This window comes from Acidovorax sp., from assembly GCF_021287135.1.
Taxonomy (GTDB): Bacteria; Pseudomonadota; Gammaproteobacteria; order Burkholderiales; family Burkholderiaceae_C; genus Acidovorax.
Window position 1 is genome coordinate 24981 of record NZ_JAJTBB010000011.1, and the last position, 23966, is coordinate 48946.

25 protein-coding genes and 1 pseudogene are annotated in these 23966 nt (G+C 69.0%); 9 read left to right on the plus strand and 17 right to left on the minus strand.

Annotated elements, in window-relative coordinates; all coding sequences use genetic code 11:
* The first annotated feature begins 48 nt into the window (after window positions 1-48).
* Together xrtH and LWW96_RS02400 are read left to right on the plus strand one after the other, a co-directional pair.
* The gene (xrtH, locus tag LWW96_RS02395; protein ID WP_291484066.1) at window positions 49-570 is read left to right on the plus strand and encodes an exosortase H; all 522 of its coding nucleotides are present in this window, start codon (window positions 49-51) and stop codon (window positions 568-570) included.
* Window positions 560-1171: an exosortase H-associated membrane protein gene (locus LWW96_RS02400; RefSeq protein WP_291484067.1), complete on the plus strand. Its 612-nt coding sequence runs from the start codon at window positions 560-562 to the stop codon at window positions 1169-1171. The genes xrtH and LWW96_RS02400 overlap by 11 nt, the downstream gene beginning before the upstream one ends.
* A gap of 59 nt (window positions 1172-1230) precedes the next feature.
* Here the strand turns inward: LWW96_RS02400 and LWW96_RS02405 are convergent, their stop codons facing one another.
* The 11 genes from LWW96_RS02405 to LWW96_RS02455 all read right to left on the minus strand — a co-directional run bounded on the left by LWW96_RS02405 (window position 1231) and on the right by LWW96_RS02455 (window position 12403).
* Window positions 1231-1722, minus strand: coding sequence for an EVE domain-containing protein (locus LWW96_RS02405; RefSeq protein ID WP_291484068.1), 492 nt, complete (start codon window positions 1720-1722; stop codon window positions 1231-1233).
* Window positions 1723-1900: 178 nt separating this feature from the next.
* Window positions 1901-2554, minus strand: a complete 654-nt coding sequence (gene alkB / locus LWW96_RS02410; RefSeq protein ID WP_291484069.1) for a DNA oxidative demethylase AlkB — start codon at window positions 2552-2554, stop codon at window positions 1901-1903.
* Window positions 2555-2713: 159 nt separating this feature from the next.
* On the minus strand, window positions 2714-3427 hold the full coding sequence (locus tag LWW96_RS02415; protein ID WP_291484070.1) for a 2OG-Fe(II) oxygenase: 714 nt from the start codon (window positions 3425-3427) through the stop codon (window positions 2714-2716).
* A 35-nt stretch (window positions 3428-3462) separates the two neighbouring features.
* Complete coding sequence (ada, locus tag LWW96_RS02420) at window positions 3463-4599, minus strand: bifunctional DNA-binding transcriptional regulator/O6-methylguanine-DNA methyltransferase Ada (RefSeq protein WP_291484118.1); 1137 nt, start codon at window positions 4597-4599, stop codon at window positions 3463-3465.
* A gap of 247 nt (window positions 4600-4846) precedes the next feature.
* Window positions 4847-7444: a DEAD/DEAH box helicase gene (locus LWW96_RS02425; RefSeq protein ID WP_291484071.1), complete on the minus strand. Its 2598-nt coding sequence runs from the start codon at window positions 7442-7444 to the stop codon at window positions 4847-4849.
* 235 nt (window positions 7445-7679) lie between these two features.
* The gene (locus LWW96_RS02430; RefSeq protein ID WP_291484072.1) at window positions 7680-8402 is read right to left on the minus strand and encodes a hypothetical protein; all 723 of its coding nucleotides are present in this window, start codon (window positions 8400-8402) and stop codon (window positions 7680-7682) included.
* 53 nt (window positions 8403-8455) lie between these two features.
* A complete protein-coding gene (locus LWW96_RS02435; protein ID WP_291484073.1) occupies window positions 8456-9793 on the minus strand; it encodes a HAMP domain-containing sensor histidine kinase in 1338 nt (445 codons plus the stop codon).
* An 8-nt stretch (window positions 9794-9801) separates the two neighbouring features.
* The gene (locus LWW96_RS02440) at window positions 9802-10482 is read right to left on the minus strand and encodes a response regulator transcription factor (RefSeq protein ID WP_291484074.1); all 681 of its coding nucleotides are present in this window, start codon (window positions 10480-10482) and stop codon (window positions 9802-9804) included.
* 15 nt (window positions 10483-10497) lie between these two features.
* Window positions 10498-11088 carry a cytochrome b/b6 domain-containing protein gene (locus tag LWW96_RS02445; protein ID WP_291484075.1) on the minus strand — a complete coding sequence of 197 codons (591 nt, stop codon included), beginning with the start codon at window positions 11086-11088 and terminating at the stop codon, window positions 10498-10500.
* A 15-nt stretch (window positions 11089-11103) separates the two neighbouring features.
* Window positions 11104-11364: a PepSY domain-containing protein gene (locus LWW96_RS02450; RefSeq protein WP_291484076.1), complete on the minus strand. Its 261-nt coding sequence runs from the start codon at window positions 11362-11364 to the stop codon at window positions 11104-11106.
* 187 nt (window positions 11365-11551) lie between these two features.
* Window positions 11552-12403, minus strand: coding sequence for a helix-turn-helix transcriptional regulator (locus LWW96_RS02455; RefSeq protein WP_291484119.1), 852 nt, complete (start codon window positions 12401-12403; stop codon window positions 11552-11554).
* 218 nt (window positions 12404-12621) lie between these two features.
* On the opposite strand from LWW96_RS02455, the gene LWW96_RS02460 reads away from it, so the two are divergent.
* Both LWW96_RS02460 and LWW96_RS02465 read left to right on the plus strand, forming a co-directional pair.
* Complete coding sequence (locus LWW96_RS02460) at window positions 12622-13110, plus strand: DUF3237 domain-containing protein (RefSeq protein WP_291484077.1); 489 nt, start codon at window positions 12622-12624, stop codon at window positions 13108-13110.
* A gap of 74 nt (window positions 13111-13184) precedes the next feature.
* Window positions 13185-14207, plus strand: coding sequence for a tripartite tricarboxylate transporter substrate binding protein (locus tag LWW96_RS02465; protein ID WP_291484078.1), 1023 nt, complete (start codon window positions 13185-13187; stop codon window positions 14205-14207).
* An 87-nt stretch (window positions 14208-14294) separates the two neighbouring features.
* On the opposite strand, the gene LWW96_RS02470 is transcribed toward LWW96_RS02465, so the two are convergent.
* Both LWW96_RS02470 and LWW96_RS02475 read right to left on the minus strand, forming a co-directional pair.
* A complete protein-coding gene (locus tag LWW96_RS02470; protein ID WP_291484079.1) occupies window positions 14295-14822 on the minus strand; it encodes a hypothetical protein in 528 nt (175 codons plus the stop codon).
* Window positions 14823-14881: 59 nt separating this feature from the next.
* Complete coding sequence (locus LWW96_RS02475) at window positions 14882-15133, minus strand: GlsB/YeaQ/YmgE family stress response membrane protein (protein ID WP_291484080.1); 252 nt, start codon at window positions 15131-15133, stop codon at window positions 14882-14884.
* Window positions 15134-15369: 236 nt separating this feature from the next.
* On the opposite strand from LWW96_RS02475, the gene LWW96_RS02480 reads away from it, so the two are divergent.
* Window positions 15370-15756 (plus strand): hypothetical protein, encoded by a 387-nt coding sequence (locus LWW96_RS02480; RefSeq protein WP_291484081.1) that lies wholly within the window; start codon window positions 15370-15372, stop codon window positions 15754-15756.
* Between the two features lie 88 nt (window positions 15757-15844).
* On the opposite strand, the gene LWW96_RS02485 is transcribed toward LWW96_RS02480, so the two are convergent.
* Window positions 15845-16426, minus strand: coding sequence for a C40 family peptidase (locus LWW96_RS02485; RefSeq protein ID WP_291484082.1), 582 nt, complete (start codon window positions 16424-16426; stop codon window positions 15845-15847).
* A 208-nt stretch (window positions 16427-16634) separates the two neighbouring features.
* Here LWW96_RS02485 and LWW96_RS02490 point away from each other — a divergent pair.
* From LWW96_RS02490 to LWW96_RS02505, 4 genes and pseudogenes are all read left to right on the plus strand, one after another.
* Window positions 16635-17709: pseudogene (locus LWW96_RS02490) on the plus strand (PQQ-dependent sugar dehydrogenase).
* A 257-nt stretch (window positions 17710-17966) separates the two neighbouring features.
* Window positions 17967-19493: a thymidine phosphorylase family protein gene (locus LWW96_RS02495; protein WP_291484120.1), complete on the plus strand. Its 1527-nt coding sequence runs from the start codon at window positions 17967-17969 to the stop codon at window positions 19491-19493.
* 2 nt (window positions 19494-19495) lie between these two features.
* The gene (locus LWW96_RS02500; protein WP_291484083.1) at window positions 19496-20572 is read left to right on the plus strand and encodes a ribose-phosphate diphosphokinase; all 1077 of its coding nucleotides are present in this window, start codon (window positions 19496-19498) and stop codon (window positions 20570-20572) included.
* Between the two features lie 15 nt (window positions 20573-20587).
* Complete coding sequence (locus LWW96_RS02505; RefSeq protein WP_291484084.1) at window positions 20588-21196, plus strand: isochorismatase family protein; 609 nt, start codon at window positions 20588-20590, stop codon at window positions 21194-21196.
* 233 nt (window positions 21197-21429) lie between these two features.
* Here LWW96_RS02505 and LWW96_RS02510 read toward each other — a convergent pair whose 3' ends face one another.
* The 3 genes from LWW96_RS02510 to LWW96_RS02520 form a co-directional block, all read right to left on the minus strand.
* Complete coding sequence (locus tag LWW96_RS02510) at window positions 21430-22089, minus strand: hypothetical protein (protein WP_291484085.1); 660 nt, start codon at window positions 22087-22089, stop codon at window positions 21430-21432.
* A gap of 196 nt (window positions 22090-22285) precedes the next feature.
* A complete protein-coding gene (locus LWW96_RS22200; RefSeq protein WP_366117928.1) occupies window positions 22286-22777 on the minus strand; it encodes a DUF1010 domain-containing protein in 492 nt (163 codons plus the stop codon).
* Window positions 22778-22909: 132 nt separating this feature from the next.
* Window positions 22910-23824, minus strand: coding sequence for a DUF4145 domain-containing protein (locus tag LWW96_RS02520; protein WP_291484087.1), 915 nt, complete (start codon window positions 23822-23824; stop codon window positions 22910-22912).
* Window positions 23825-23966 lie beyond the last annotated feature (142 nt).

Consider the following 23966-nt stretch of genomic DNA (forward strand, 5'->3'; position numbering starts at 1 on the left):
AAGGGGCATCGCGACGGTGGGCGCTCCACCGGTTTCTTTCGGCGGCGTATGGTTCGATTTTTCCTGATTTTCATTGCCGTGCTGGCAGTCCTCTTTCGCATCGACATGCTGGACGACGTGCAGCGCGTGGCCGTAGAGCCCTGGACCAGCCTGCTGGCCACGGCCAGCGCCGCGCTCATGACGCCGCTGGACTCCGACGTGGCGCACCATGGCCGCATCCTGATGAGCAAGGCCAGCGGGTTTGCCGTTTCCATCGAGGCCGGCTGCAACGGGGTGGAGGCCGCCATCATCCTGATCGCGGGCATGATCGCGTTTCCCTCGCGCTGGATCCACAAGCTGGCGGGCATCGCCATCGGCATTGCCGCCGTGCAGGTGGTGAACTTGCTGCGCATCATCAGCCTGTATTACCTGGGCAAGTGGAACATGGCCGTGTTCGAGTTTGCCCACCTGTACCTCTGGCAGGCGCTCATCATGCTGGACGTGCTGGTGGTCTGGATGCTCTGGATCCGCTGGATCGCCCGCCAGACGCCGCCCCCTTCCGACCAACCTCCCGTTGCCCATGCAGCTTAGTTCGCTCGGCCGTTTCCTGCTGGTGGCCATTGCCAGCCTGCTGTGCCTCATGCCCCTGTGGTACTACCTGGCGGCCCAGTTCTCCGTGCCCGTGTTCTACCTGGCGGGCGAGGCGGCTTCCTCCATTTTCAACTGGGCGCTGAGCTACACGCGCGATGGCACCGTGGGGGTGCTGAACACCACGCTCAAGGTGGTATCGGTGCAGAACGGCCAGTTCCGCTCGGGCAAGCTCGCGCCCATGCTGGACTACCGCATGCTGGGCTACGGCATCGTGCTGCTGTGGGCGTTGCTGCTGGCCTCGTTTCCCCGCCACTGGGGGCGCAAGCTGCTCATCGGCTCCTTGGCCATGCTGCCGGTGCAGGCCCTGAACGTGGCCGTGCAGTGGTGCAACGATGTCCTCAACCGCGCCGGCCCCGAGGTGTTCGTGCAGACCGGGTCGCCCCAGTGGGTGGCCGACGTGGTGGCCTTTCTGTACCACTTCAACCTCTTCATCTTCACGGCGCTGGCGCCGGTGCTGCTGTGGCTGTGGCTGGACCGGGAATACCTGGCCAAGCTGCGGGAGCAGGCGCGCGCCGCCATGGCCGTGCGCCAGGCGCCTTAATCGGGCGCCTTCACCGGGCGCCTTCACCGGGCGGCCCGGCGCCGCCGCAGCGGCCGCAACTACAGCATCTGCAGCACCGCGGCCCACTCCGCCGGCTCCACGGGGGTGATGGACAGCCGGTTCCCCCGCTGCAGCACGCGCATGTTCTCCAGCGCAGGGTGCTGGCGCATCTCGGCCAGCGAGAGCAGCCGCGTCTTGCGCACCGCCTGCACGTCACGCAACAGCCAGCGCGGGGCGTCGTCGCGCGACTGCGGGTCGTAGTAGGGGGAGGCGGGGTCGAACTGCGTCGGGTCCGGCCGCACGCCGGAGGCCACCTGGGCGATGCCCGCAATGCCGGGCTCGGGGCAGCTGGAGTGGTAGAACAGCACGCCGTCGCCCACCTGCATGGCGTCGCGCAGGAAATTGCGGGCCTGGTAGTTGCGCACCCCCGTCCACGGCACGGTGGCGCCGGGGGCCGCCAGGGCGTCGTCGATGGAGCATTCGTCGGGCTCCGATTTCATGAGCCAGTAGCGGGCGGATGGCGGCACGCGCGGGGTGTCTTGCAAGGTCATGGCCGCCATTCTGGCAAAGGCGCACGGCGCGTGCCACGGCGGCCACCGCGCAGGGTGCTCATTTTTTAATAGCTGCTTGCGCTTATGGGATAAGCGCTACAGGCCATTTTGTTGGCTATTTCGCGGCAAGTCCCGCCGGCCGTTCAGGCCGCGGACGCCCGGATGCGGCACGCCGCGATCAGCCGGCTTTGCGGAAGGTAAGGTTGATGCGGCACGCGCCCGTCAGCGGGTGCTGCGCCGCCGGCAGCGGCAGCACGCCATGAAAGCGCAGCCGCGCCGGCCCGCCCCACACCACCACATCGCCATGCAGCAGCGGCACGCGCCGCGCCTTGTCGGCGCGCTCAGCGCCGCCCCACAGAAACATCGCGGGAATGCCCAGCGACACCGACACGATGGGGTGCGCGTAGTGGCCTTCGTCGCGGTCCTGGTGCAGCGACAGGCGCGTGCCGGGCGCGTAGCGGTTGATGAGGCAGGCGTCCGGCGCAAAGCCTGGGTAGCCTGCCGCTTCGGCGGCATCGCGGGCCAGTTGCTGAAAGATCGGCGGCATGGCGGGCCAGCGCTCGCCCGTATCCGGGTCCACCGGGCCGTAGCGGTACCCGCTGCGGTCGCTGATCCAGCCCAGCGGCCCGCAGTTCGTCATGGCCACGGACATGCGCTTGCCGCCGGGCGTGATGAGATGGCGGAAGGGAGCCTGTGCCGTGATGGCATCGACGGCCTCCAGCAGGGCTGCCGCCTGCTCCAAGGCAAAGCCACGCAGCACCACGGCACCCGGTTCCAGCCACTCGGGCGCTTGCGGGGCGGAGGGCAGATCGTCGAACAGGTCGAAGGTCATGGCTTTTTGTCGTCGCATGCCATTGCGACAGCACGTGGCAACGGGCGCAGCCCCACGCGTGCACCCGTGGAACTGGCTTTGCCAGGCCACCGGGTGCGTCCCCCTCCCGCGCAGCGAGAGAGGGGTGAAGGCGCCGCAGGCGACCCAGGGGGTGTCACTCTATTCAGCATCATGAAAGATGATGCCCACGGTATGGCGCTGCCCCGAGCGCACGCGGCTCACGCCGTGCCGCATGTTCACGCGGTACGTGCCCCGCGTCCCCTGCACCGGCCGGTGGTGCACCGCGAACGCGACCGCATCGCCCTGGCGCAGCGGCACGACCTCGGCACGCGACTGCATGCGCGGGCGCTGCTCGGTCAGCACGAACTCGCCGCCGGTGAAGTCGCGCCCCGGCTCCGACAGCAGGACGGCCACCTGCAGCGGGAACACGTGCTCGCCATACAGGTCCTGGTGCAGGCAGTTGTAGTCGCCCGGCCCGTACTGCAGCAGCAGCGGGGTGGGGCGCAGCTGGCCTGCCGCATGGCAGCGGGCGATGAAGTCGGCATGCCGCGCCGGGTAGCGCACGGCCAGGCCCATGGCGGTATTCCAGTGGTTGGCAATGGGCTGCAACTGGGGGTACAGCGCATCCCGCAGCCCGGCCACCACATCCGGCAGCGGGTAGCTGAAGTACTGGTATTCGCCCAGGCCGAAGCCGTGGCGCTGCATCACCACGCGGCTGCGAAACAGCGGCGGGCCGGCGCGGCGGTACAGCGCCGCCAGGGCCGCGCATTGCGCCGCGTCCAGCAGTTGCGGCAGCACGGCGTGGCCCTGGGTGTGCAGGTCGTCGACCGCCTGCGCCCAGTCGATGGCCGCCACGCGGGTGGGCCAGGGCATGGCGTCGGGTCGTGCAGGATGGGGCAGGGCAGCGCTCATGCCGCCTTCTCCCGCGCCACGCCGTGCGGCTGTGCAGCACCGGCCTCGCGCTCCAGCAATGCCCGCTTGCGTTCCACGCCCCAGCGGTAGCCCGACAGGGCGCCGTCGCTTCGCACCACGCGGTGGCACGGTATGGCCACGGCCAGCGCGTTGGCGCCGCAGGCCTGGGCCACCGCGCGGGTGGCCGCGGGCGCACCGATGCGCGCGGCAATCTCGGCGTAGCTGGCCGTCTGCCCGGCGGGAATGGTGCGCAGCGCCTGCCACACCCGCTGCTGAAAGGCCGTGCCCCGCACATCCAGCGGCAAGTCCAGCCCCAGCCCGGGCGCCTCGACAAAGGCCACGACCCGCGCCACCAGCGCTTCGTAGTCGGCATCGCCGCCCACCAGCTCGGCCTGCGCGAACCGGTCCTGCAGGTCGCGCACCAGGGCGTCGGGATCGTCGCCCAGCAGGATGGCGCACAGGCCCTGGCCGCTGTGCGCGACCAGGATCGCGCCCAGCGAGCACTGCCCCACCGCAAAGCGGATGCGCTGGGCCGCGCCGCCCGCGCGGTAGCGGGTGGGCGTCATGCCCAGCACCTGGGCGGACTTCTCGTAGAAGCGGCTGCTGGACTGGTAGCCCGCGCCGTAGATGGCGTCGGTGACCGAATCCGCGCCGGGCTGCCCCAAGGCGCTGCGCACGCGCTGCTCGCGCTGTGCGGCCGCGTAGGCCCGCGGCGTGAGCCCCGTGGCCTGCTTGAAGACGCGGTGAAGGTGCGAGCTGCTCAGCCCCAGGCGCGCCGCCAGCGCGCCCAGCGTGGTCGCCCGGCCCTCGGCGGCGTCGGCCTCAATGATGCGGCAGGCCTGCGTGACCCAGCCGGCGTGGTGGGCCTGGGCCGAGGGCTGCTGCGGCTTGCAGCGCTGGCAGGGCCGAAAGCCTGCGCGTTCGGCCTCGGCGCAGCTGGCGTGAAAGCGCACGTTCTCCGGCCGGGGCGTGCGCGCCGCGCAGCTGGGGCGGCAGTACACCCCGGTGGTCTGCACGGAATACCAGAAGCTCCCGTCCGCCGCCGCGCTGCGGGCGACCACAGCGGCCCAGCGCGGGTCGGCCTGGGTGGCGGCGGCCTGCTGGGCTTTGGCGGACGGAACGGTGTGCGGCATGGCAGCGGTGAACGGGCGCAGTGGCGAAGGGCGCAGGGGCGAAGGGCGGGCGGTGGCAGTCGACAGCATGGCAGGCTCCGAAAGAAAAGAAGGGATGCCGGCCACTCTAGGGACGGCGCCCCCGCGGCGCACTCCGAAGCTTGCTTTTGAATTCTGCGTCATTGCGGGCACAAAGCAGTGCGTACGGTTGCTATTGATTTAATAGCTGTTAGCGATTGATGGGTAAGCGCTAGAGGCCAAAAATGCCTCAATTTTCCGGCGGCTGCAGCGCGCGGGCCCGCCGCTTGCCGGTGCTGCCCCAGCGGCGCGCGTCCTCGCCGGGAATGCCCAGCGGGTTGTTGGCCGGCTCCGCCAGCGGCGCCAGCAGCGCGTGCAAGTCGGCCTCGCTGAACTTCACCGCGCCGGCCGCGTCATGGCCCAGCACGCCGCTGGCCAGCGCCGCCTTGCGGGCCTGCAGCTCCAGCATGCGCTCCTCGATGCTGCCTTCCACCACCAGCTGGTAGACGAACACCGGCTGGTCCTGCCCGATGCGGTGGGCGCGGGCGGTGGCCTGTTCCTGCACGGCGGGGTTCCACCACGGGTCGAGGTGGACCACCGTGTCGGCGGCCGTGAGGTTCAGGCCCACGCCGCCGGCCTTGAGGCTCACCAGCAGGATGGGGGCGCTGCCCGCGCCCTGCGCCTGAAAGCGCTTCACCACGGCCCCCCGCTCGCGCGGCGGCGTCTGGCCGGTGAGGGTGAGGTAGGGCAGGGCCAAGGTGTCGAGCTGCTCGGCCGCCAGGGTCAGCATCTCGGTGAACTGCGAGAACACCAGCACGCGGCGGCCTTCCTCCACCAGCGGGGGCAGCAGGTCGGCCAGCAGTTCGAGCTTGGCGCGCTCCATGGTGTGGGCGGTCTTGGTGGTCCCTTTGACGAGCCGCGGGTCGCAGCAGACTTGGCGCAGCTTGAGCAACGCATCCAGGATGGCGATCTGCGCCCCGTCAAAGCCCTGGCGCTCCAGCGCGCGGCGCACCTGCTTGTCGGCCGCCGTGCGCACGGCCTCGTACAGCTCGCGCTGCTTGCCCTGCAGCTGCACGCGCAGGATGCTTTCGGTGCGCGGGGGCAGCTCGGTGGCCACGTCCTGCTTGCGGCGGCGCAGGATGAAGGGGCGCACGCGCTGGGCCAGCAGCTGGGCGCGCAGGGTTTCGCCGTTTTCCTCGATGGGCTTGCGCCAGCGGGCGTTGAAGCTGCGCACATCGCCCAGAAAGCCGGGCATCAGAAAGTCAAACTGCGCCCACAGCTCGCCCAGGTGGTTTTCGAGCGGCGTGCCGGTCAGGCACAGCAGGTGCGGGGCCTGCAGGCGGCGCAGGGCGCGGGCGCTGCGGCTGCCGGCGTTCTTCACCATCTGCGCCTCGTCCAGGATCAGCAGGTGGAACGGCTGCGCGGCCAGCGCGTCCACGTCGCGCCACAGCAGCGGGTAGGTGGTCAGCACCAGGTCGTGCTGGGCGATCTGCAGGTAGCGCCGGCCGCGGTCCGGCCCGTGCAGCGCCAGCACGCGCAGGCCGGGCGCCATGCGCGCGGCCTCGGCCTGCCAGTTGAAGAGCAGCGAGGTGGGGAGCACGACCAACGCCGGGCGCGTGAGCCGGCCGGCTTCCTTCTCCACCAGCACATGCGCCAGCGCCTGCGCCGTCTTGCCCAGGCCCATGTCGTCGGCCAGGATGCCGGAGAGGCCCTGTTCGCGCAGGTACTGGAGCCAGGCGAGGCCCTCCAGCTGGTAGGGGCGCAGTTGCACTTGCAGGCCCTGCGGTGCGGCCACGGGCTGGGGCGTGCCGATGCGGCGCAGGCGCTGGGCCAGCTGCGCCAGGCCGGCGTCGCCCTGCAGCTGCCAGTCGTTGCTCCAGCCGTTCACGGTGCCCACGCGGTGGACCTGTACCAGCCCGGCGCGCAGGGCCTCGATGCGGCGCGCCTCCCAGGCGCCCAGGTGCAGTGGGTCGCCGTCCTGGCGCTGGTTGCGCGTGGGGTCGGTCAGCAGGTCCACCATGGCGCCCACAATGGCCTTGAGCGGCCCGGCGGGCGCCTCGATGCGCTTGCCGCCGGGGGCGCGCAGCTTGATGAGGGCCAGGTCGTCAATGGCCGCCATCTGCTGCGCGTTCAGCCAGCGCGGGTCGCGGCGCAGCAGGTCGGCCAGCAGCGGGGCCAGGTCCAGGGTTTCGCCGTCGATCTCGATGCCCAGGGTCAGCAGCCAGGCGCCTTCGCGCTCGGGCAGCATGAGCTTTTGCACGGGGCGCTCGCGTGGGGCCAGCGGTCCATCCACCTCCTTGCCCAGCAGCTCGCCGGTGTGGGGGGCGATGTGCAGCTTCCAGCGCAGCACGGGCACGCTTTCGTGCGCAAAGCCGGGGTGCACCACCACGCTCCAGCCCTCGGCGCGCAGCTGCGGCACCACGTCGGCCCAGAAGTCGCCAAACTGCGCCTCCTGCGCCAGCGTCCACACGGGGCCCAGGCTGCTGGCCGCGGCGCGGTGGCGCCACTGGAGCTTGCCGGCATCCACAGGGATCAGGCCCAGGTCCCACACGCGGTCCATCGCGTCCGCCTCGGCCGCCAGGTTGCGCTGCAGGCGCACCACCGGGCCGCCGGTGTCAAACAGCTCCAGCACCTCTGCGGGGCGCCCGCCCAGGATGGAGGTGGGCGCGCTTTCGTGCCAGGTGGCGCCGCCCTCCGTGCGGTAGGTGAAGTCGATCTGCGCCAGCGTCACGCTGTCGCCGCGCGGGCCCAGGCGGCCGTGGGGCGCCATGCCCAGCAGGCCCTGGCCGCGGCCGAGGGTCATGAGCGTGATGCGGGGCTGAAAGTGGCCGGGGACGGGGGCCGTCATCGGGCGGCGCGCGCCCATGCGCAGTGCGGGGCCGGGTGGGTTGGGCGGGGTGCAAGGGGCGGCATGGGCCGATTGTGCCCCGCAGGGCGCAGCCCCGGGCCGGGCGCCTGGCGCCGGTGCAATTACCCAGGAGACGCGGCAGTTCTCGCTGCGAATCCGCTGTACCCGGCGGTTCTGTGAAGGGCCGGTTTCGGCACCTTGCGGGGCGCGGCCCCAGCGAGCGCGTCAACAACCTTCAATGGAATTCCCAGGCCACGCCTGCCTGGGCAAATGTCCGCCCGCTGCCCCACCCGGCGGAGGCCGAGAGCTTGAGCCCCTCGGCCAGCGTGTAGCGCACGCCCAGGGCCTTGTCGGGGCGGGCGCGCTGTTCTCCGTGGATCTCTGCGGTCAGCTGCAGCACGTCCGTGAGCGGGGCTTCGGCGCCCGCAGCCCAGGTGGCGGCGGTCTCGCGCACGCCCTGGCTCTTGGCGCTGCGCTGGCCTGCGTTGAAATGCAGCGCCCAGCGGTCCTGGCGGTAGGTGGCCAGGGCCAGGAGGGCACGTTCCCGGGTGCTCACAGGCTGTGGGGCTGCGTCGGTGTGCGTGCGGGGGTAGTTCAGGTCCAGCCGCGCGCCCAGCGACCAGCCGGCGTCGGCCTGGAGGGGCACCCATTTCACGGTCAGGCCCTGGCCTTGCAACTCCACGGCGTTGCGGGTCTGCCGGTCCTTGTCGCGGGACAGCGCCACGCCCAGCTCCAGCCCTTCGGCCACGCCTGCGCCCAGCGCCAGATCGGCACCGCGCGCGCGGTTGTCGCGGTGGAGGGTGCCCTCCACCTTGAAGGCGCCCCGGTCCAGGGTGCCCGCGTCATCGGTGGTCATGGGGGCTTCGGCCTGCGCCAGGCCTGCCGAGGCGCAGCCCAGCACCAGCAGCAACGTGGCGGCGGAGCACCTGCCCGGGGCAGGCGCACGCGTTGTCTTCATGAAAGGTCCTCTCGAAGGCGGGCGCAGAACCCGCCGGTTGGTGAAAATAATTGTTACACATTGGGGCCGCCAGACGGCGGCCCGGCGGGCCAGCGCAGCTCCACGCAAAAGCCTTGCGGCATGCATGGCAGGCTGGCATGGCCTCCGTGGGCGCGGGCCACCAGGTCGGCCAATGCCAGCCCCAGGCCCTGCAGGGCGCTGCCCTCGCCGTAGGTCTGCTGCTGCAGCGATGCCTGCAGCCGGGCACAGGTTTCGGGAGGGCAGCCCTGACCGTCGTCCTGCACGCGCAGCACGCTGTCCGTGGCATCCTGGCGAACGCTCACCGCCACCTGCCGGGCCTGAAAACGCCGGGAGTTGTCGAGCAGGTTCCACAGGGTGGCCGCCAGCAGGTCGGGGTCGGCCCACAGAGGCGCCTCCTGGTGGAGGGTGACAGCCAAATCGTGGAAGGCCAGATCGTCCAGCAGGCGGCGCAGGTCCAGGTTCTGGCGCTGGGGCTCCGCGCTGGTGCGGAACATCATCAGCAGCGCGTTCATGGCGTTGGCCAGCCGGGCGGCCGCTTGGCGCGTGCGCACCAGGCGGGGTTGCAGGGCTTCGGGCGCTTCGCGGATGGCCAGTGCCAGCTGCACGTCGATGCCCGCCACGGGCGTGCGCAGTGCATGTGCGGCATGGGCCGTGAAAGCGCGCTCGCGCACCACGCGCTGCGCCAGCCGCTGCCCCAGGTCCGCAATGGCCTGCTCGATGGGCTGCAGCTCCTGCCGCGGCGCGCCGCGGGGGGCGGTGCCAGGGACCAGCGGGTCGTAGGCCTGCACGGTGCGGCCCAGCCAGCCGAGCGGACGCAGTTCCTGCCGGATCCGCCAGTTCATCAGCAAGGCGGAGAGCAGGCTCACCGACAGGGCCGCCGCCAGCGTGTACAGCACCACTTCCTGGTGCACTCCGTCGCGTTCGGCGCGGCTTTGCGCCACTACCAGGAAATGGCCGGGCGGGTGGCGCAAGGCAGACGTGTACGCCCGCCACTGCCCATCGGCGGTCCATTGGGCGGCCGGGGCCGGGGCCGCCAGCAACGCCTGGGCCGGCGCCTTGGGCGAGCGGCTGACGACCGTTGCCGCGGTGCTGTCGACCACCTGCCACACCAGATGTTCCTCGTGCGGGGCGTCCAGCCCGGCCGTGCCTGCGGGCCGGGGCGCCGGGTTGGCCGCGGAGGCCATGGCGCTCTGGACGATTTCTGCCGCTTCCCGCAGTTCCTGGTCCATCAGTTCTCCCAGCTCGTGGGAGATCACCTGCCACACGACCACGGCCGTGAGCACGCCGAAGACGACCGAAATCCACAGCAGCGACTGGACCAGCCGGGCGCGGATGGACGGAGGCGGCGGGGGGGGAGAAGGCGCAGACATGGTCACAGTCAGGCCGGGCCCGCAGCCTGCGCGGCCTGCGCGAGCGGTACCCGGTAGCCCATGCCGCGCACGGTCTGGATGGCTTCCTTGCCCAGCTTGCTGCGCAAGTTGAAGATGTGCACCTGCAGCGCGTTGCTGGACAGCTCGCCGCCCAGGCCCAGCACCAGCGCTTCCAGATCGGCTGCGGACACCGTGCGTCCGGCCCGCAGCACCAGGGCTTCCAGCACGGCCCATTCCCGCGCGGTCAGGTCCACTTCGCGCCCGTGCAGCCAGGCCTGTCTTCCGGCCAGGCTGACTTCCACCGGCCCCATCACCTTGCGCTGCGCACCGCCTGCCACGCGCCGCGCCAGGGCGCGCAGCCGGGCGCAGAGTTCCTCGGGGGCGAAGGGCTTGACCAGAAAGTCATCGGCCCCACTGTCCAGGCCGCGGATGCGGTCGCCCAGCAGGTCGCGGGCCGTGAGCACCAGTGCCGGCGTGGTGTCGCCCTTGGCGCGCAGGCTGCGCAGCCATTCCAGCGCCGAACCGTCGGGCAGGTTCCAGTCCAGCAGCCATGCGTCATAGGGTTCTCCCACCAGGGCACGGGCCTGGGCCAGCGTGGTGCACCAGTCCACCCGGTAGCCGTCCTGCAGCAGAAAGTCGCGCAGGCCTTCTCCGAGCGTCGGGTCGTCTTCCAGCAGCAGCAATCGCACAGGCGCTCCGCCGGTTCAGTAGGGTTGCTTGGTGCCGGTCACCATGGCCCGCACCAGACGCACCCGCTCCAGGCGGCCCATCACCAGGGCGGCCGCAGCGTGCAGCCCGGCCGCCACCAGCAAGGCATGGGCGAGCAACTCATGCAGCTCCATCAGCCACTCTTCGCCAAAATAGGTGTCGGTGGTCTGCAGCCACCCCGTGAAGCCCAGGGCCAGCACCAGCGCCATCAGCGCCAGCATCATCAGCGCCCCCAGCGGGTTGTGGCCCAGGTAGACCGGGTGCTCGCCCCGGCGCAGCGCACGCACATGCCCGGCAAGCCGGCTGGGCGTGGGGAAGAAATCCGCGAAACGTGCATGCCGACTGCCCACGAATCCCCACACTATGCGGGCCAGCACCAGGGCTGTGGCGACGTAGCCCGCCCACTGGTGGGCTGTTTTTCCTTCTTCCAGCACAAACTGGTTGAGCACCACGCAGGCGACCAGGCTCCAGTGGAAGATGCGGACGAAAAGGTCCCACACCGGCGTGGCGGCGGGCAGTGGGGTCAGTGGGGTCAGTGGGGTCAGTGGGGCGGAGGGGACGGAGGGGGCGGATGTTTCGCGGGGCATGGGGACCGGGCCGGTTTACTTGCGTTCGAGTTCCGCGCCGGTGGCGGGGTCGAAGTAGATCTCGACCTTCTTGCCCGCCTTGTCCAGCCCATAGATCTCGTAGCACTTGCCCTTGCTGACCTTGAAGGTGCGGATCTGGTAGCCCTGCTTCTCCATGGACGCCTTGAAGTCGGCCTCCTTCATCCACTTGTCTTCAGGAACCTTGCAGGTCGGGCCGGCGAACGCGGCGCCGCAGCAGCACAGGGCCAGGGCGAGAGCAGGAAGTTGCAGTTTCATGGGAAAAAAGCCTTTGCAGTAGAGGTGAAACGGCGCGGGCGAACTGCCCGCGCCCTGCATTGGACGGGGGCCAGATTAAGTGGGCATGAAGCCGCAGGCGGGCAGGGCGCCTGGGCGCAGCGATGCCCGGGCGCAGCCGGCAGGCCGGCCCGGGCCAACCCCGCCCTATGCGGCGGTCGAGGGGAATCTATGTGCCCAGGACGCGGGCAAACAATTCGTTGCGAAAGTGAATGCCCAGACGGGCAAAGGCGCGGTTGCGGTAGGTCTTGACGGTGGGTACGCCCAGTTGCAGATCGCTGGCGATGCCCTCGTGGGTCATGCCCTGCAAAAGGCGCGCGCACACGTCCAGCTCGCGGTCGGTCAGGCCCACCTGCAGGCGCACCAGGCGCATGCGCAGCAGGGGCAGAGGCAGGGGCTGGCTGTGGCTGCCCTGCGGGACGTGCAAGGCCTGGGCCGCGTGGTGCGGCTGCATCCTTGCGCGCGTTCCCCCATCTGCGGCCTCGGGGGCGGCCAGCGTGGGCAGGAGCGCGGGCAGGGCGCCAGGCCGCTGTGACAGCTGGATGTGCTTGCGCGTGAGGGCCAGCAGCACGGGCGCTACCGACTCGAAGGCGCCGATCTGCCGGTCGCTGAAGGGGCGCTGGTGCTGGTGGCGGTAGAAGTTGACGGCGAACACCGAGCCGTCGCTTTCGTGCTCCACCACCGACACGCGCTCGGACACCCCATGCGCGTCGTACACCCGGGCGCGGTGCTCGCCCGGCACGTCGGCGGCGCTCAGATGGCACAGGCGCGTGGCAGGCTCGCCCAGCGGCATGTCGTCAAACGCGCGGCCCCAAGTGCGGTCGCTGCGGTAAGGGCCCGACAGGTACGCCCACCAGCAGTCGCGCGTGGTGTCCGGCACGCCCCGGCTGGCCGAGAGGAACAGTGTGGGCTTGCAGCGATGGCCCGTGCGGTACACCGACCACGACGCGGCGGGCAGCACGGGCTCCAGGTCCTGCAGCAAGCCGGCGGCAAAGCCGGGCTCGCCCACCCGTTCGACCATGGGTGCCAGGGCGGCGACCGTGCCCTGCGATGGCACCGGCCGGCCGGGCAGGGTTTGCAAGGAGGAAGGTAGCCACTGCCGCATGGGAGAAAGCACGTTGTCGGTGGAAAGCCCCTTGGGGGGCGGAATGAGGGGCAGGGGCGCGCCGCGCCCTCCGGGTTGTTCCGTCATCCTCCGGGATGACAGGCGGGCCGTGCAACGGGACTTACGCTAACGCCATGCCTGAAGCCAGCCCTCCGCCCGCCGTCCTGCCCGCGCCCGCCCTGCGTTTTTTTGCCGACCTGCGCGTGGAGGTCGGCACGCCCCAGGAGGTGGGCCGCACGGCACACGGCGTGCGGCGGGTGATTCCCATCCTGGGTGGCACGGCCACCGGCAACGGCTGGACGGCGCGGGTGCTGCCCGGCGGCGCAGATTTCCAGCTCATCGTGAACGAGCGGCTGTCCGAACTGGACGCCCGCTACGTGCTGGAGATGGACGGCGGCGACCGCCTGTACGTGCACAACCGCGCCGTGCGCTCGGGCCCCGCCGAGCTGATCGCCCGCCTGGTGCGCGGCGAGCCGGTGAACCCGGCCGAGATCTATTTCCGCTGCAGCCCCAGTTTCGAGACGGCCTCGCCCGCGTGGTCGTGGGTGGCCGAGCGCCTGTTCGTGGGCACCGGTGCGCGCTACCCGGATGCCGTGGCCATGCGCTTCTTCGAGCTGCAGTAAATCGGCATCCGCGGCCCCCCCCAGCGCCGCCTTTTGCCCTGCGCATTCACAACGTACGAGAACAGGAGACACCCATGAAGAACCCCCAGCAGCAGCCGTGCGCCCAGCCCTTGCGCCGCGCGGTGGTGGCGGCCGCCTGCGCCCTGGCCGGCCTGGCCCCGTGGGCGGGCGCCCACGCCCAAACGGCGCCTGCCGGCTATCCCAACAAGCCGGTGCGCATCATCGTGGGCTTTGCCGCGGGCACGGGGCCGGACATCGTGGCGCGCCTGCTGGCGCAGAAGCTCTCGGAAGCGTGGGGCAACCTGGGCGTGATCGTGGACAACAAGCCCGGCGCCGGCGGCCTGATCGCGGCGACCGAGGCCGCCCGGGCCGCGCCGGACGGCTACACGCTGATGCTCGGGGAAACCGGCCAGCTGAGCATTGCGCCCAGCAGCTACAACAAGCTGCCGTACGACCCGGCCCGCGACTTCGTGCCTGTGAGCCAGGTGGTCACGTCGGACTTTGTGCTGCTGGTCAATCCGCAAAAGGTGCCTGCGCGGAACGTGAAGGATTTCGTGGCGTGGACGCAGCAGCAGAAGGGGCTGTTCCTGGCCACCTTTGGTGCGGGTACGCCCGGGCATTTTGGCGCCTTCATATTTGGCGAGGCGGTGAAGCTCAAGCCGGAGCCGGTGCATTACAAAAACACATCGGACGCGTTGGGCGGGCTGTTCAGCGGCGACGTGCAAGGCGTGTTCGCCAGCGTGGGCCTGGCCGCGCCGCAGGTCAAGGCGGGCAAGCTGGCCGCGCTGGGCACGACGGGCGCCACCCGCAACCCCAGCCTGCCCGAGGTGCCCACCATCAAGGAGCAGGGCTACGCCAACCTGGAGTTTTCCTCCTGGTTCGGCATCGTTGCTCCGGCCCGGACGCCACCGGAGATCGTGGCCAAGCTCAGCGCCGACGTGGTGCGCGCCGTGCAGTCCCCGGAAGGCCGCGCGAAGATGGAAGAGGCGGGCTTCCGCGTGACGGGCACCAGCGCGCAGGAGTTTGGCCGCACCATCGCGGCCGATACGGTCACCTGGGGCAAGGCCGTGGCCGCTACCGGCTTCAAGGCGGACTGAGTTCAAGGCGGGCTGAGCAGCCGGCCCACGGCGTTACCGGGGCCGCCACGCACGGTGGTGGCTGCGTGTGCGGGGGGGGGGGGAAGGTCAGCCGCCCGCCCGGCCTGGGGCACCCGCGGGGTCTGGCAGTTGCAGCTGGGCGGCCTGCACCACCCGCACGCAGTCGCGCAGGTGCTGCTCGCCCAGGTAGCGCAAGGTGGCATAGCCCAGGGTCGCCGCCACCGCCTGGCCCGCCAGGGGCACGTACTTGGCGGCCTGCTGGGTGGTCAGGCGCACGCCTACCGTCTGGGTGGCCCGCAGCACCAGCTCGCGGGTGATGAACTTGCCGATCAGCACCGACCCCACCAGCCCGACCGCCTTTTGCACCTGCTCGCGCTTGTGCGGGGACAGCCGGTCGAGCTGCTCGGGCGCCAGGCCGAACTCGGCATTGATTTGCGGCAGCAGGCGCGACAGCAAGGCCGCATCCACCGCCCAGTCCAGCCCCGGCACGGGCACCAGGCTGGCGCCGGCGGCCACCAGCGCCCTGCGGTGCAGCAGCCGCCGGCTGCGTTGCACGGCGGCGGTCAATGCCGGATTTCCGGCGGCCATTTGCAGGGAACTGGGGGTGGATGCCATGGGAGTGTTGTACCGCAACACGGCGCAAGGCGGAAGCAACGCTATGGCGCCTGGCGCGGTCAGCGGTTGCCCCGGGAGCGGCTGAACCAAGCCAGCAGCAGCGCGGCACCTGCCACCGCAGCCACCCAGCCCGTGGCCTCCTCCAGGTGGTACCAGCCCATGGCCAGGCCCAGGTAGGTAGCCAGGAACGCGCCGATCACGCCCAGCAGCAGGGTCATGACCCAGCCGAGCTGCTTTCGTCCCGGCAGCAAGGCCCGGGCCAGCAGCCCCACCAGGGCCCCCACCAGCAGTGTGTCCAACAGCGCTTCCATGATGCTTCTTCCCTGGTTGTGTGTGCCGCGCAGGCCGTTGCAGCCACTGTACGAAAGGGGAGCGCGCGCTTCTTGTCGGACAACGCGCCCTGGCCGTGCCTGTGATCCCTGCAGCGTGCGGTACGCCTGGCAGGGGCGGCTGTGGGCCGTGTCTGACAGCGCTGTGCGGCAGGAACCTGCTGTACGGGATGCGTGCCGGGGAATACAGTGGAGCTTCGCATCGAAAGGAAGCACACATGGCAGAAAAACGTTCGTCCCGCGCCTTTCCCGTGGTGTTCGCGGCCGCGCTGGCCGTGGCAGGCGTGCTGGCCGGACCGGGTACCGCCCTGGCCCAGAACGACGACGAGGCCTCGCTGGCCCGTGGCGCCGTGCCCGACACGACCCCTCAGCAACGCTACCAGAGCGCGATCCGCGAGGCCGGCGGGGGGCTGAAGGTGAGCCTGGCGGAATGCCGCGCGATGGCGGCTGCGGACCGCAAGGCGTGCGAGTCCCAGGCCCGGGCGCGCTACCAGGCAGACATGGCGCAGGCCAAGGCCATGCTGCGGGACGCGTCCGTGCGTCCGGTGAATGTGGTCGGTGGCCCGATCCGCAGCAGCGAAACAGTGTACCAAGTCAAGCCGTAGCCCGGCGAATTGTCAAAAGCCCGGGGGTTGTCAGAACCGCTGGCTGAGCGCTAGGGCTTCTTGGCAGCCGCGCAGGGCGGCGCCGGGCTTATTTGGGCTGGGGAGCGTCGTCCGCAGCGCTGGCGGCGGCGGGCACGCGGCGTGCACCGTTGAAGCGGCGCACCCAGTAGGCTGCGCCCATGTCTTCCACGCGCACCTCGGCACCGCTGCGCGGTGCGTGGATGAACTTGTTGTCGCCCACGTAGATGCCCACGTGGCTGAAACTGCGGCGCATGGTGTTGAAAAACACCAAGTCGCCCGGCTGGAGTTCTTTTTTGTCAATGACCTGCGTGGCGGCGGCTTGCTGGTCGGCCCGGCGGGGCAGCAGCAGCCCCACGGTTTGTTCGTACATGGCGCGCACAAAGCCGCTGCAGTCAAAGCCGGTTTCTGCGCTGCTGCCGCCGCGCTTGTACGGCACGCCCAGGAAGCCCATGGCGTTGACCACGAGGTTGGACGCTCGGTCGGCCACCGTGTGGGCTTGGCTGGCCACCTTCTGGCTCACGTCTTCCAGACGGGTCAAAAGACCCTTGTCCGTCAGAAAGCGGTCCATTTCATCGGGGTTGGTCGTTTGGGGAGCGGCCTGAACGGAGGCGGCGCAGGCCAGGAGAAGGGTGCAGAGCCATCGGGACATGGGGGCGAAGGGTACCACGTCACGGTTGCTTATCAAAAATAATCACCCCGCAAGCCCTTGATTTTGTTGAAGTAAGTCAAGAAGCGCCGCCGTGGCGCGGGGGGAATCCGCCGTGAAACACCTTGGTAAAAAATCGTTTCCAGCGCCCTGCAGTCGGGCGCGAGCAGCTCTTGTTTTGATAGCGCTTGGCAGCACCGGTGCCGGTGGTCTGGCCCAGCCCGCCCGTGCGCCTGCGGCACCCCTTGCGGTGGACACGGTGGCCCAGGGGCTGGAGCATCCGTGGGCCGTGGCGTTCTTGCCGGGCGGGCGGTTTCTCGTTACCGAGCGGCCGGGGCGCCTGCGTGTTGTGCACGCGGACGGCCGGCTGGAGCCGCCGCTGGCCGGGCTGCCGCCCGTAGCAGCGGGCGGGCAGGGCGGCCTGCTGGACGTGGTGACGGACGCGGACTTCGCGCGAAACCGCCGCATCTACTTTTGCTACGCCGAACCCGGCACCCCCGGCAGCCGCACCAACAGCACGGCCCTGGCCCGCGCCACCCTGCCCGCGGGGGCCACGGGCTTGCAGGACGTGAAGGTGCTGTTCAGCCAGCGGCCCAAGGTGGCCAGCGCCCTGCACTTTGGCTGCCGGATTGCCCAGGCGCCCGATGGGAACCTGTTCCTGGCGCTGGGCGAGCGCTACCACCACAAGGACGACGCCCAGCACCTGGGCAATCACCATGGCAAGGTGGTGCGCCTCACCCCGGAAGGCACGGTGCCGCCCGACAACCCGCTGCGCGGACAGCCGGGCGCGCTGCCCGAGATCTGGAGCTACGGCCACCGCAACCCGCAGGGCGCCACTTTTGGACCTGACGGGCAGTTGTGGATGCACGAGCACGGCCCGCAAGGGGGCGACGAGGTGAACCGGCCGCTGCCGGGGCGCAACTACGGCTGGCCGGTAATCACCCACGGCGAGAACTACGGCGGTGGCAAGCTGGGCGAGGGCACCGCCCGTGCCGGCATGGAGCCGCCGCTGCACACCTGGGTGCCCTCGATTGCGCCGTCGGGCATGGCCTTCCAGCGCGCGGTATGGCCCGGCCTGGCAGGGCAGCCTGTGGGTGGGCTCGCTCAAATTCGGCACGCTGCACCGGCTGGAAGTGGCCGACGGCCAGGTGCTGCGGGAGGAGACGCTGCGGCTGCAAGGCCCCCGCGAGCGCATCCGCGACGTGCGCCAGGGCCCCGACGGCCTGCTGTACCTGCTGACCGACAGCCCCCAGGGCCGCCTTTTGCGCCTGCCGCCTGCGCAGTAATCCAGGCCCTGGCGCCGCTCTGGTGCGTTGTGCAGGGGCGTGGGGGTCTTGATCTGGATCATGAAGGGTGGACGATTCGCGCCGCCCGCCGGGCGCCCGGGTGGCCCCTGTGCCGCAGCGGAGCGTTTTCGGTTTAGGCTGGCGTGATGCACGCCGAGACGCTTCCTCTTCCTTCCTCTCCTTGCGCGGATGCCACGGCCGGTGCCGGGGCCGCACCGCTTTCTGCCGACAACCCGGGCGGCCCCCCGCGCTCGCAGCTGGCCCTGCGCCGTGTGGCCATCGACACCTGGCGCGAGAACGTGGCCTACCTGCACCGCGACTGCGCCGTCTACCGGGCCGAGGGCTTCCAGGCGCTGTCCAAGATCGAGGTGCGCGCCAACGGCCGCCGCATCCTGGCCACGGTGAACGTGGTGGACGACGCCGCCCTGGTGGGCTGCGACGAACTGGGCCTGTCGGAGGATGCCTTTGCCCAGCTGGGCGTGGACAACGGCCACACGGTGTCGGTGGCGCAGGCCGAGCCGCCGGAGTCCATGGGCGCGCTGTTCCGCAAGATCGCCAGCGAGCGCCTCACGCGCGAGGATTTCGGCGCCATCGTGCGCGACATTGCCGAACACCGCTATTCCAAGATCGAACTCACCGCCTTCGTGGTGGCCTGCCAGAACGAGCTGGACCGCGAAGAGGTGTTCTTCCTCACCGATGCCATGGTGGCCAGCGGCCGGCGGATCGACTGGCACGAGCCGCTGGTGGTCGACAAGCACTGCATTGGCGGGATCCCGGGCAACCGCACGACGATGCTGGTGGTGCCCATCGTCGCGGCGCACGGCATGCTGTGCCCCAAGACGTCCTCGCGCGCCATCACATCGCCCGCCGGCACGGCCGACACCATGGAGGTGCTGGCCAATGTGGAACTGCCGCTGGAGCAGCTGGCCGACATCGTGCGCGACTACCGGGGCTGCCTGGCCTGGGGCGGCACGGCCCACCTCTCGCCGGCCGACGACGTGCTGATCTCCGTGGAGCGGCCGCTGTCCATCGACTCGCCGGGGCAGATGGTGGCCTCCATCCTCTCGAAGAAAGTGGCGGCCGGCGCCACCCACCTGGTGCTGGACATCCCCATCGGCCCCACGGCCAAGGTGCGCTCCATGCCCGAGGCGCAACGCCTGCGGCGCCTGTTTGAATACGTGGCGCGGCGCATGGGTCTGTCGCTGGACGTGGTCATCACCGACGGCCGCCAGCCCGTGGGCAACGGCGTGGGCCCGGTGCTGGAGGCGCGCGACGTGATGCGCGTGCTGCAGAACGACCCGCGCGGCCCCGACGACCTGCGCCAGAAGGCCCTGCGCCTGGCTGGGCGCCTGATCGAGTGCGACCCCGACGTGCGCGGCGGCGACGGCTACGCCATTGCCCGCGACATCCTGGACTCCGGCCGGGCGCTGGCGCGCATGAACGCCATCATCGCTGCGCAGGGCAGCAAGGGGTTTGACCACAACCACCCGGCCCTGGGCGCGCTGACGCTGGACGTGGTCGCCCCGGCCAGCGGCGTGGTGGCCGGCATCGACAACTTCCAGATCGCCCGCGTGGCCCGGCTGGCCGGCGCCCCGAAGGTGCCCGGCGCTGGCGTGGACCTGCTGCGCAAGCTGGGCGACACCGTGGCCGCGGGCGAAGTGCTCTACCGCGTGCACGCCAGCTACCCGGCCGACCTGGAGTTTGCCCGCCAGGCCTGCGCGCAAGGCATCGGCTACTACCTGGGCTCGGCCGAAGAAATGCCCAAGGTGTTCGTGGAGTTCTGACGATGACCCATCCCCTGGGCTGCCTGCTGCTGCACTTTGCCGACGAGGCCGCGCCCGCCCAGCGCCTGGCCCAGGCGGCCGGGCTGCCCCTGGGCACCATCGAGCGCCACCGCTTTCCCGATGGCGAACTCAAGCTGCGCCTGCCGGTGGACGCCTCAGAGGCTGAGAGGGAATTGGGCGTGCCCGAAAGGGCGTCCCAAGGCGCTGCCGGCAAGGCGCAAAGCACAGCCGTAGCTCGGCCTACGGCGCGCATTTGCAACGACGCTGGCGGTGGTTTGGGGCGACAAGGCGGGCAGGACCGATTTCCTCTCAGCCTCTCAGGCCGCCTGCCGCCCCGTGCCGTGCTGCTGCGCAGCCTGCACGACCCCAACGAAAAGCTGGTGGAGCTGCTGCTGGCCGCCCGCGCCGCGCGCAGCCTGGGCGTGCAACACCTCACCCTGGTGGCGCCGTACCTGGCCTACATGCGGCAGGACATCGCCTTCCACCCCGGCGAGGTGGTCAGCCAGCAGGTGGTGGGCGGCTTTCTGGCCGGGCTGTTCGACGCGGTGGTCACGGTAGACCCGCACCTGCACCGCATCGACCGGCTGGAGCAGGCCATCCCCGTGCCGCAGGCCGTCGTGCTCAGCGGCGCCGAGCCGCTGGCCGACCTTATCGCCCAGCGCCGCCCCGGCGCGCTGCTGGTGGGGCCGGACGGTGAATCCGCCCAGTGGATCGCCCAGGCCGCGGCGCGCCACGGCTTCGACCACGCCGTGTGCACCAAGGTGCGCCATGGCGACCGCGACGTGGCCATCGAGCTACCGCCGCTGGATGCCCACGGCCGCGCCGTGGTGCTGCTGGACGACATGGCCAGCACCGGCCGCACGCTGGCCCTCGCCGCGCGCTTGCTGCTGCAGGCCGGCGCCGCATCGGTGGACGTGGCCGTCACCCATGCCCTCTTTGCGGGCGATGCGCTGCAGGTGCTGCGCGATGCCGGCGTGGGCGAGGTCTGGAGCACCGACTGCATTCCCCACCCCAGCAACGCCGTGCCCCTGGCCGGGCCGCTGGCCCAGGCGCTGCGACAATGCGGCGTTTCGGCCTGAGTAAACCTCCCAACCATGCTGCTTGACGCTACCGAATCCCAACTCGTCCTGGTGGACTACCAGGAACGCCTGATGCCCGCCATCCACGAAGGCCCCGCCGTGCTGGCCAACGCCCGCCGCCTGGCCGAGGTGGCCCGCATCCTGGACGTGCCGGTGTGGGGCACCGAGCAAAACCCCTCGCGCCTGGGCCCCAACGACGCCGCGCTGCGCGCCGCCTGCCGCAAGACCCTGGCCAAGATGCACTTCAGCGCCGCCGAAGAAGGCCTGGGCGAATGGCTGAGCCCGCCCGCCAAGCCCCAGCAGGGCGGCAACGCCCGCAGCCTGCCCAAGCATTTGCAAAAGCCCGCCCAGCAAGCAGCGCCCGAGCGCGGCACCATCGTCATCGCCGGCTGCGAAGCCCACGTGTGCTTGCTGCAGACCGCGCTGGACCTGATCGACGACGAGTTCGAGGTGTGGGTGGTGACCGATGCCTGCGGCTCGCGCACCGAACGCAACCGCGACGCCGCCTTCGACCGCCTGGCCGGCGCCGGCGCCGAGCTGGTGACCACCGAAATGGTGGCGTTTGAATGGCTGGGCAGTTGCGAGCACCCGGCGTTCAAGGACGTGCTGGCGTTGATCAAGTAGCCCGGGTTAAGAGTCTTTTCTTTCCCTGATTAGCTTCAGATTGGCCCCTGTCCGTTCGGGCTGAGCCCGTCGCAGCCAGGGCGCTTTTTTTGCGAACAGCCCTTCGACAGCCTCAGGGCAAAAAGCCCCTCTGAGGCAGGGCCAAATCAAAGCCTTTTGAGGCTCCAGCCCTTGTCCTGCAAGCGCTGGAAGCTATCAAAAATGTAGTATTGATCCGTGCCGCTGTGCGGTGCTCAGCGCGCGGGCTGCGGTGCCCGCGGGCGGCGCATCCACAGCTTCCAGCCAAACGCCGCCACCACCACCGCCGCAAAGCTCCAGCCCAGCACGCGGGATGCCAGCAGCTCCCCTTCGCGCGCCGCGCCCATGAAGAACAGGATGAACGCCAGCGCATGCACCAGCCAGCGCTGCACCCGCACCCACAGCGGCTCGCCACGGTACAGCCAGGCCAGCGCCACATCCACGCACCACCACACGGCAAACACGGTGTCCAGGCGGGGGGCGGACACGCGGGAGGTGTGCAGGATGCGGCTCCAGTCGTTGCCAAACATCACCACCACCGCCCAGTAGAAGTGCACGGCAAACGCCACCAGCGACGCCGTCCAGAACGCCCGCCACAGACTGCCCAGCAGGGCCGATTCCCGCCGCAGCACAAAGAACGCCAACGCCGGCGCCGCCAGCACCAGCGCCGCCCAGATGGTGAAGAAGGTGCGGTGCAGGTCCTGCCGCTGCGCGGCGCTGAAATCCGGTGCCGTGCCATCGGGCGGCAGCAGCGAGAACAGGTCGGTCTGCCGCGTGAAGTAGGCGGCGGCAAATGCCAGCCCGAGCAGCAGCACCAGCGCGACGCTGGCGATGCGCACGGCGCGGGAGGAAGGGGCAGGGTGCCAGGGAGTCATGCAGGCGTCTCGTCAAGGGGGTGGGATCAAGGTTTGCATGGTATGGACTGGCCCCGGTTGGGAGCGTCGGGTAGCCGACGTTGGCGGCTGGGGGGGGCGAACGGTGTAGTGCGGGTTGTGTCGAGTGCTCGCCAACATTGGTCAGGCCGAGACCGTCTGACTTAAACCAACAGGCCTCTGCGGAATGCGAGGCGGTTCAGGTCGGCTTGAACACAGAGTTAGACCCGAAGGCCAAGAAGGGGCGCCCGAACTCGGAGAAGGTCGCGGCCCATGAAAAAGTGCTGGGCCAACGAAGGGGCGCAGTGCTGCAATAAAGATAGCTGCCTGCGGTTGCTGGATAAGCGTCAGCGGCCAAAAAGGCTTGCAATCCTTGCAAACAGGGTGAAGCGCTGGAGTGAGTGGCTGCGCGCATAGACCGTGTAAGGGCACTAACGGTCAAGGTAAGCGGCCCGCGGAATGCGGGTCCGCTTGAGTGCTGGTTAGACCCGAGCCCCTCGTTAGTGCTGAACTGGATAAACCAAAAGTTGCCATTTGATTTGCCCGCTAGTAGGACTGTGCTGTTTATGGTTTTGCGGCGGCAGAGTGTGACCGCCCGCGACGGCAATTTCGTCTCCGCACGATGTACATCGATAGATGCCAGGATGCGGAGCGGCGGTGCCTGGTGAATGCAATGCATCGAACGCTGCATCTTGAGACTGTGTTAACCGATTGCCATTTTTGTATAGAGCCATTTGATCTCCTGTTTAGTGATTTATGGAAAGCTAAACGGGCGGCCGCGGGTGGATCCGCTTGAGCGAGGGGTTAGATTTTCGAGATGTCGCTAGAAGGGAATGTCACAATTTGGGTCGACAGCCTTCGATGGATCAACCTCGTAAAGCTGAACCTCCTTGCCGCTGACTGTAGTCAGTTGGAACAACTTAAGAAAGTTAACAGCTCCTGAATTTATATCTTCCTTCAGTTTTGCCTCAAATTCATCGAAATCCTGCTTGATGAGCCGCCTTCTTCGTCCGAGAAGGCTCGAAAGGCTGATGGCATTGCTTGTCTTTAGAGATTTAGCAGAGATATTTATAAGCATCAGAAAGTCCTGATAGTTCTCGGCCAGTGTATCCAGTGACTTTGCTTTGCTCTCAAGAATAAATACTGTGCTTAAAAGATGCTCGACGATCTCTAGAGCTATTCGAATATCCGATGCCTTTGGCTCCTTGATTTCGTGAGCCGCATCATTTCCGAGAAAGCGTATGGCGTGGAGACGGCGCTTGTCGCCATTAGAGACATGCCCAGTCTTAAAGAGTTGATCAATACGCTTCTCAAGATTTGAACCGGATACATTCAAGTGATTGCAAACCGCTTCAATACAGGCGCGCAGACCGATACTAGCCAGCACATACGATTGATCACCCAAGGCGAGGAGTGTTTGCTTGTAGACCTTCTGTATCAACGCAGGCAGGTAGTACGTTTCGGAAATCGGCTTGTGCTCGGAAAGAACGCTTGGGTAAAGAGCTATAGAAACTTCGTGTACGGGCTCGCCATCATGATCCCATTCAATAGCTTCGTAGTCGTCGTGCCTACGAGCAAAGCCGAACGTGTGACAACCATGGCAGCGAACGATTTGCCAAGTAAACTTTTCATGGTATCCCTCCGGATCAGTCTCCTCTACATGCTGAGATAAGACTTCGTGCCGAGTTCTTCTGCAGCACGTTCTGCAATCCGACCAGATTGTCTTGTTTGTGCTCATAGTGGGGCAATAATTTTCAGAAAATCTAACTAGAAATCGACGACACAACAACCGCAGCCGTGGGTCTGATAGAAAATTCTGACATCGTTTTCTCCAGACAAATTCATCAAAACCTCATTTGGCCAAACCTAAGAACTTCAGG

What these genes read in the sequence shown, in the direction of transcription:
- alkB (WP_291484069.1), bottom strand. Translation starts at nt 2,554, where the DNA reads ATGACCTTCGACCTGTTCGACGATCTGCCCTCCGCCCCGCAAGCGCCC.
- LWW96_RS02465 (WP_291484078.1), top strand. Translation starts at nt 13,185, where the DNA reads ATGAAGAACCCCCAGCAGCAGCCGTGCGCCCAGCCCTTGCGCCGCGCG.
- LWW96_RS02510 (WP_291484085.1), bottom strand. Translation starts at nt 22,089, where the DNA reads ATGACTCCCTGGCACCCTGCCCCTTCCTCCCGCGCCGTGCGCATCGCC.
- LWW96_RS02430 (WP_291484072.1), bottom strand. Translation starts at nt 8,402, where the DNA reads ATGAAGACAACGCGTGCGCCTGCCCCGGGCAGGTGCTCCGCCGCCACG.
- LWW96_RS02450 (WP_291484076.1), bottom strand. Translation starts at nt 11,364, where the DNA reads ATGAAACTGCAACTTCCTGCTCTCGCCCTGGCCCTGTGCTGCTGCGGC.
- LWW96_RS22200 (WP_366117928.1), bottom strand. Translation starts at nt 22,777, where the DNA reads ATGCAGCGTTCGATGCATTGCATTCACCAGGCACCGCCGCTCCGCATC.
- LWW96_RS02415 (WP_291484070.1), bottom strand. Translation starts at nt 3,427, where the DNA reads ATGCCCTGGCCCACCCGCGTGGCGGCCATCGACTGGGCGCAGGCGGTC.
- LWW96_RS02485 (WP_291484082.1), bottom strand. Translation starts at nt 16,426, where the DNA reads ATGTCCCGATGGCTCTGCACCCTTCTCCTGGCCTGCGCCGCCTCCGTT.
- LWW96_RS02400 (WP_291484067.1), top strand. Translation starts at nt 560, where the DNA reads ATGCAGCTTAGTTCGCTCGGCCGTTTCCTGCTGGTGGCCATTGCCAGC.
- LWW96_RS02470 (WP_291484079.1), bottom strand. Translation starts at nt 14,822, where the DNA reads ATGGCATCCACCCCCAGTTCCCTGCAAATGGCCGCCGGAAATCCGGCA.
- xrtH (WP_291484066.1), top strand. Translation starts at nt 49, where the DNA reads ATGGTTCGATTTTTCCTGATTTTCATTGCCGTGCTGGCAGTCCTCTTT.
- LWW96_RS02455 (WP_291484119.1), bottom strand. Translation starts at nt 12,403, where the DNA reads ATGGTCGAACGGGTGGGCGAGCCCGGCTTTGCCGCCGGCTTGCTGCAG.
- ada (WP_291484118.1), bottom strand. Translation starts at nt 4,599, where the DNA reads ATGCCGCACACCGTTCCGTCCGCCAAAGCCCAGCAGGCCGCCGCCACC.
- LWW96_RS02520 (WP_291484087.1), bottom strand. Translation starts at nt 23,824, where the DNA reads ATGAGCACAAACAAGACAATCTGGTCGGATTGCAGAACGTGCTGCAGA.
- LWW96_RS02425 (WP_291484071.1), bottom strand. Translation starts at nt 7,444, where the DNA reads ATGACGGCCCCCGTCCCCGGCCACTTTCAGCCCCGCATCACGCTCATG.
- LWW96_RS02435 (WP_291484073.1), bottom strand. Translation starts at nt 9,793, where the DNA reads ATGTCTGCGCCTTCTCCCCCCCCGCCGCCTCCGTCCATCCGCGCCCGG.
- LWW96_RS02480 (WP_291484081.1), top strand. Translation starts at nt 15,370, where the DNA reads ATGGCAGAAAAACGTTCGTCCCGCGCCTTTCCCGTGGTGTTCGCGGCC.
- LWW96_RS02405 (WP_291484068.1), bottom strand. Translation starts at nt 1,722, where the DNA reads ATGACCTTGCAAGACACCCCGCGCGTGCCGCCATCCGCCCGCTACTGG.
- LWW96_RS02475 (WP_291484080.1), bottom strand. Translation starts at nt 15,133, where the DNA reads ATGGAAGCGCTGTTGGACACACTGCTGGTGGGGGCCCTGGTGGGGCTG.
- LWW96_RS02505 (WP_291484084.1), top strand. Translation starts at nt 20,588, where the DNA reads ATGCTGCTTGACGCTACCGAATCCCAACTCGTCCTGGTGGACTACCAG.
- LWW96_RS02500 (WP_291484083.1), top strand. Translation starts at nt 19,496, where the DNA reads ATGACCCATCCCCTGGGCTGCCTGCTGCTGCACTTTGCCGACGAGGCC.
- LWW96_RS02445 (WP_291484075.1), bottom strand. Translation starts at nt 11,088, where the DNA reads ATGCCCCGCGAAACATCCGCCCCCTCCGTCCCCTCCGCCCCACTGACC.
- LWW96_RS02460 (WP_291484077.1), top strand. Translation starts at nt 12,622, where the DNA reads ATGCCTGAAGCCAGCCCTCCGCCCGCCGTCCTGCCCGCGCCCGCCCTG.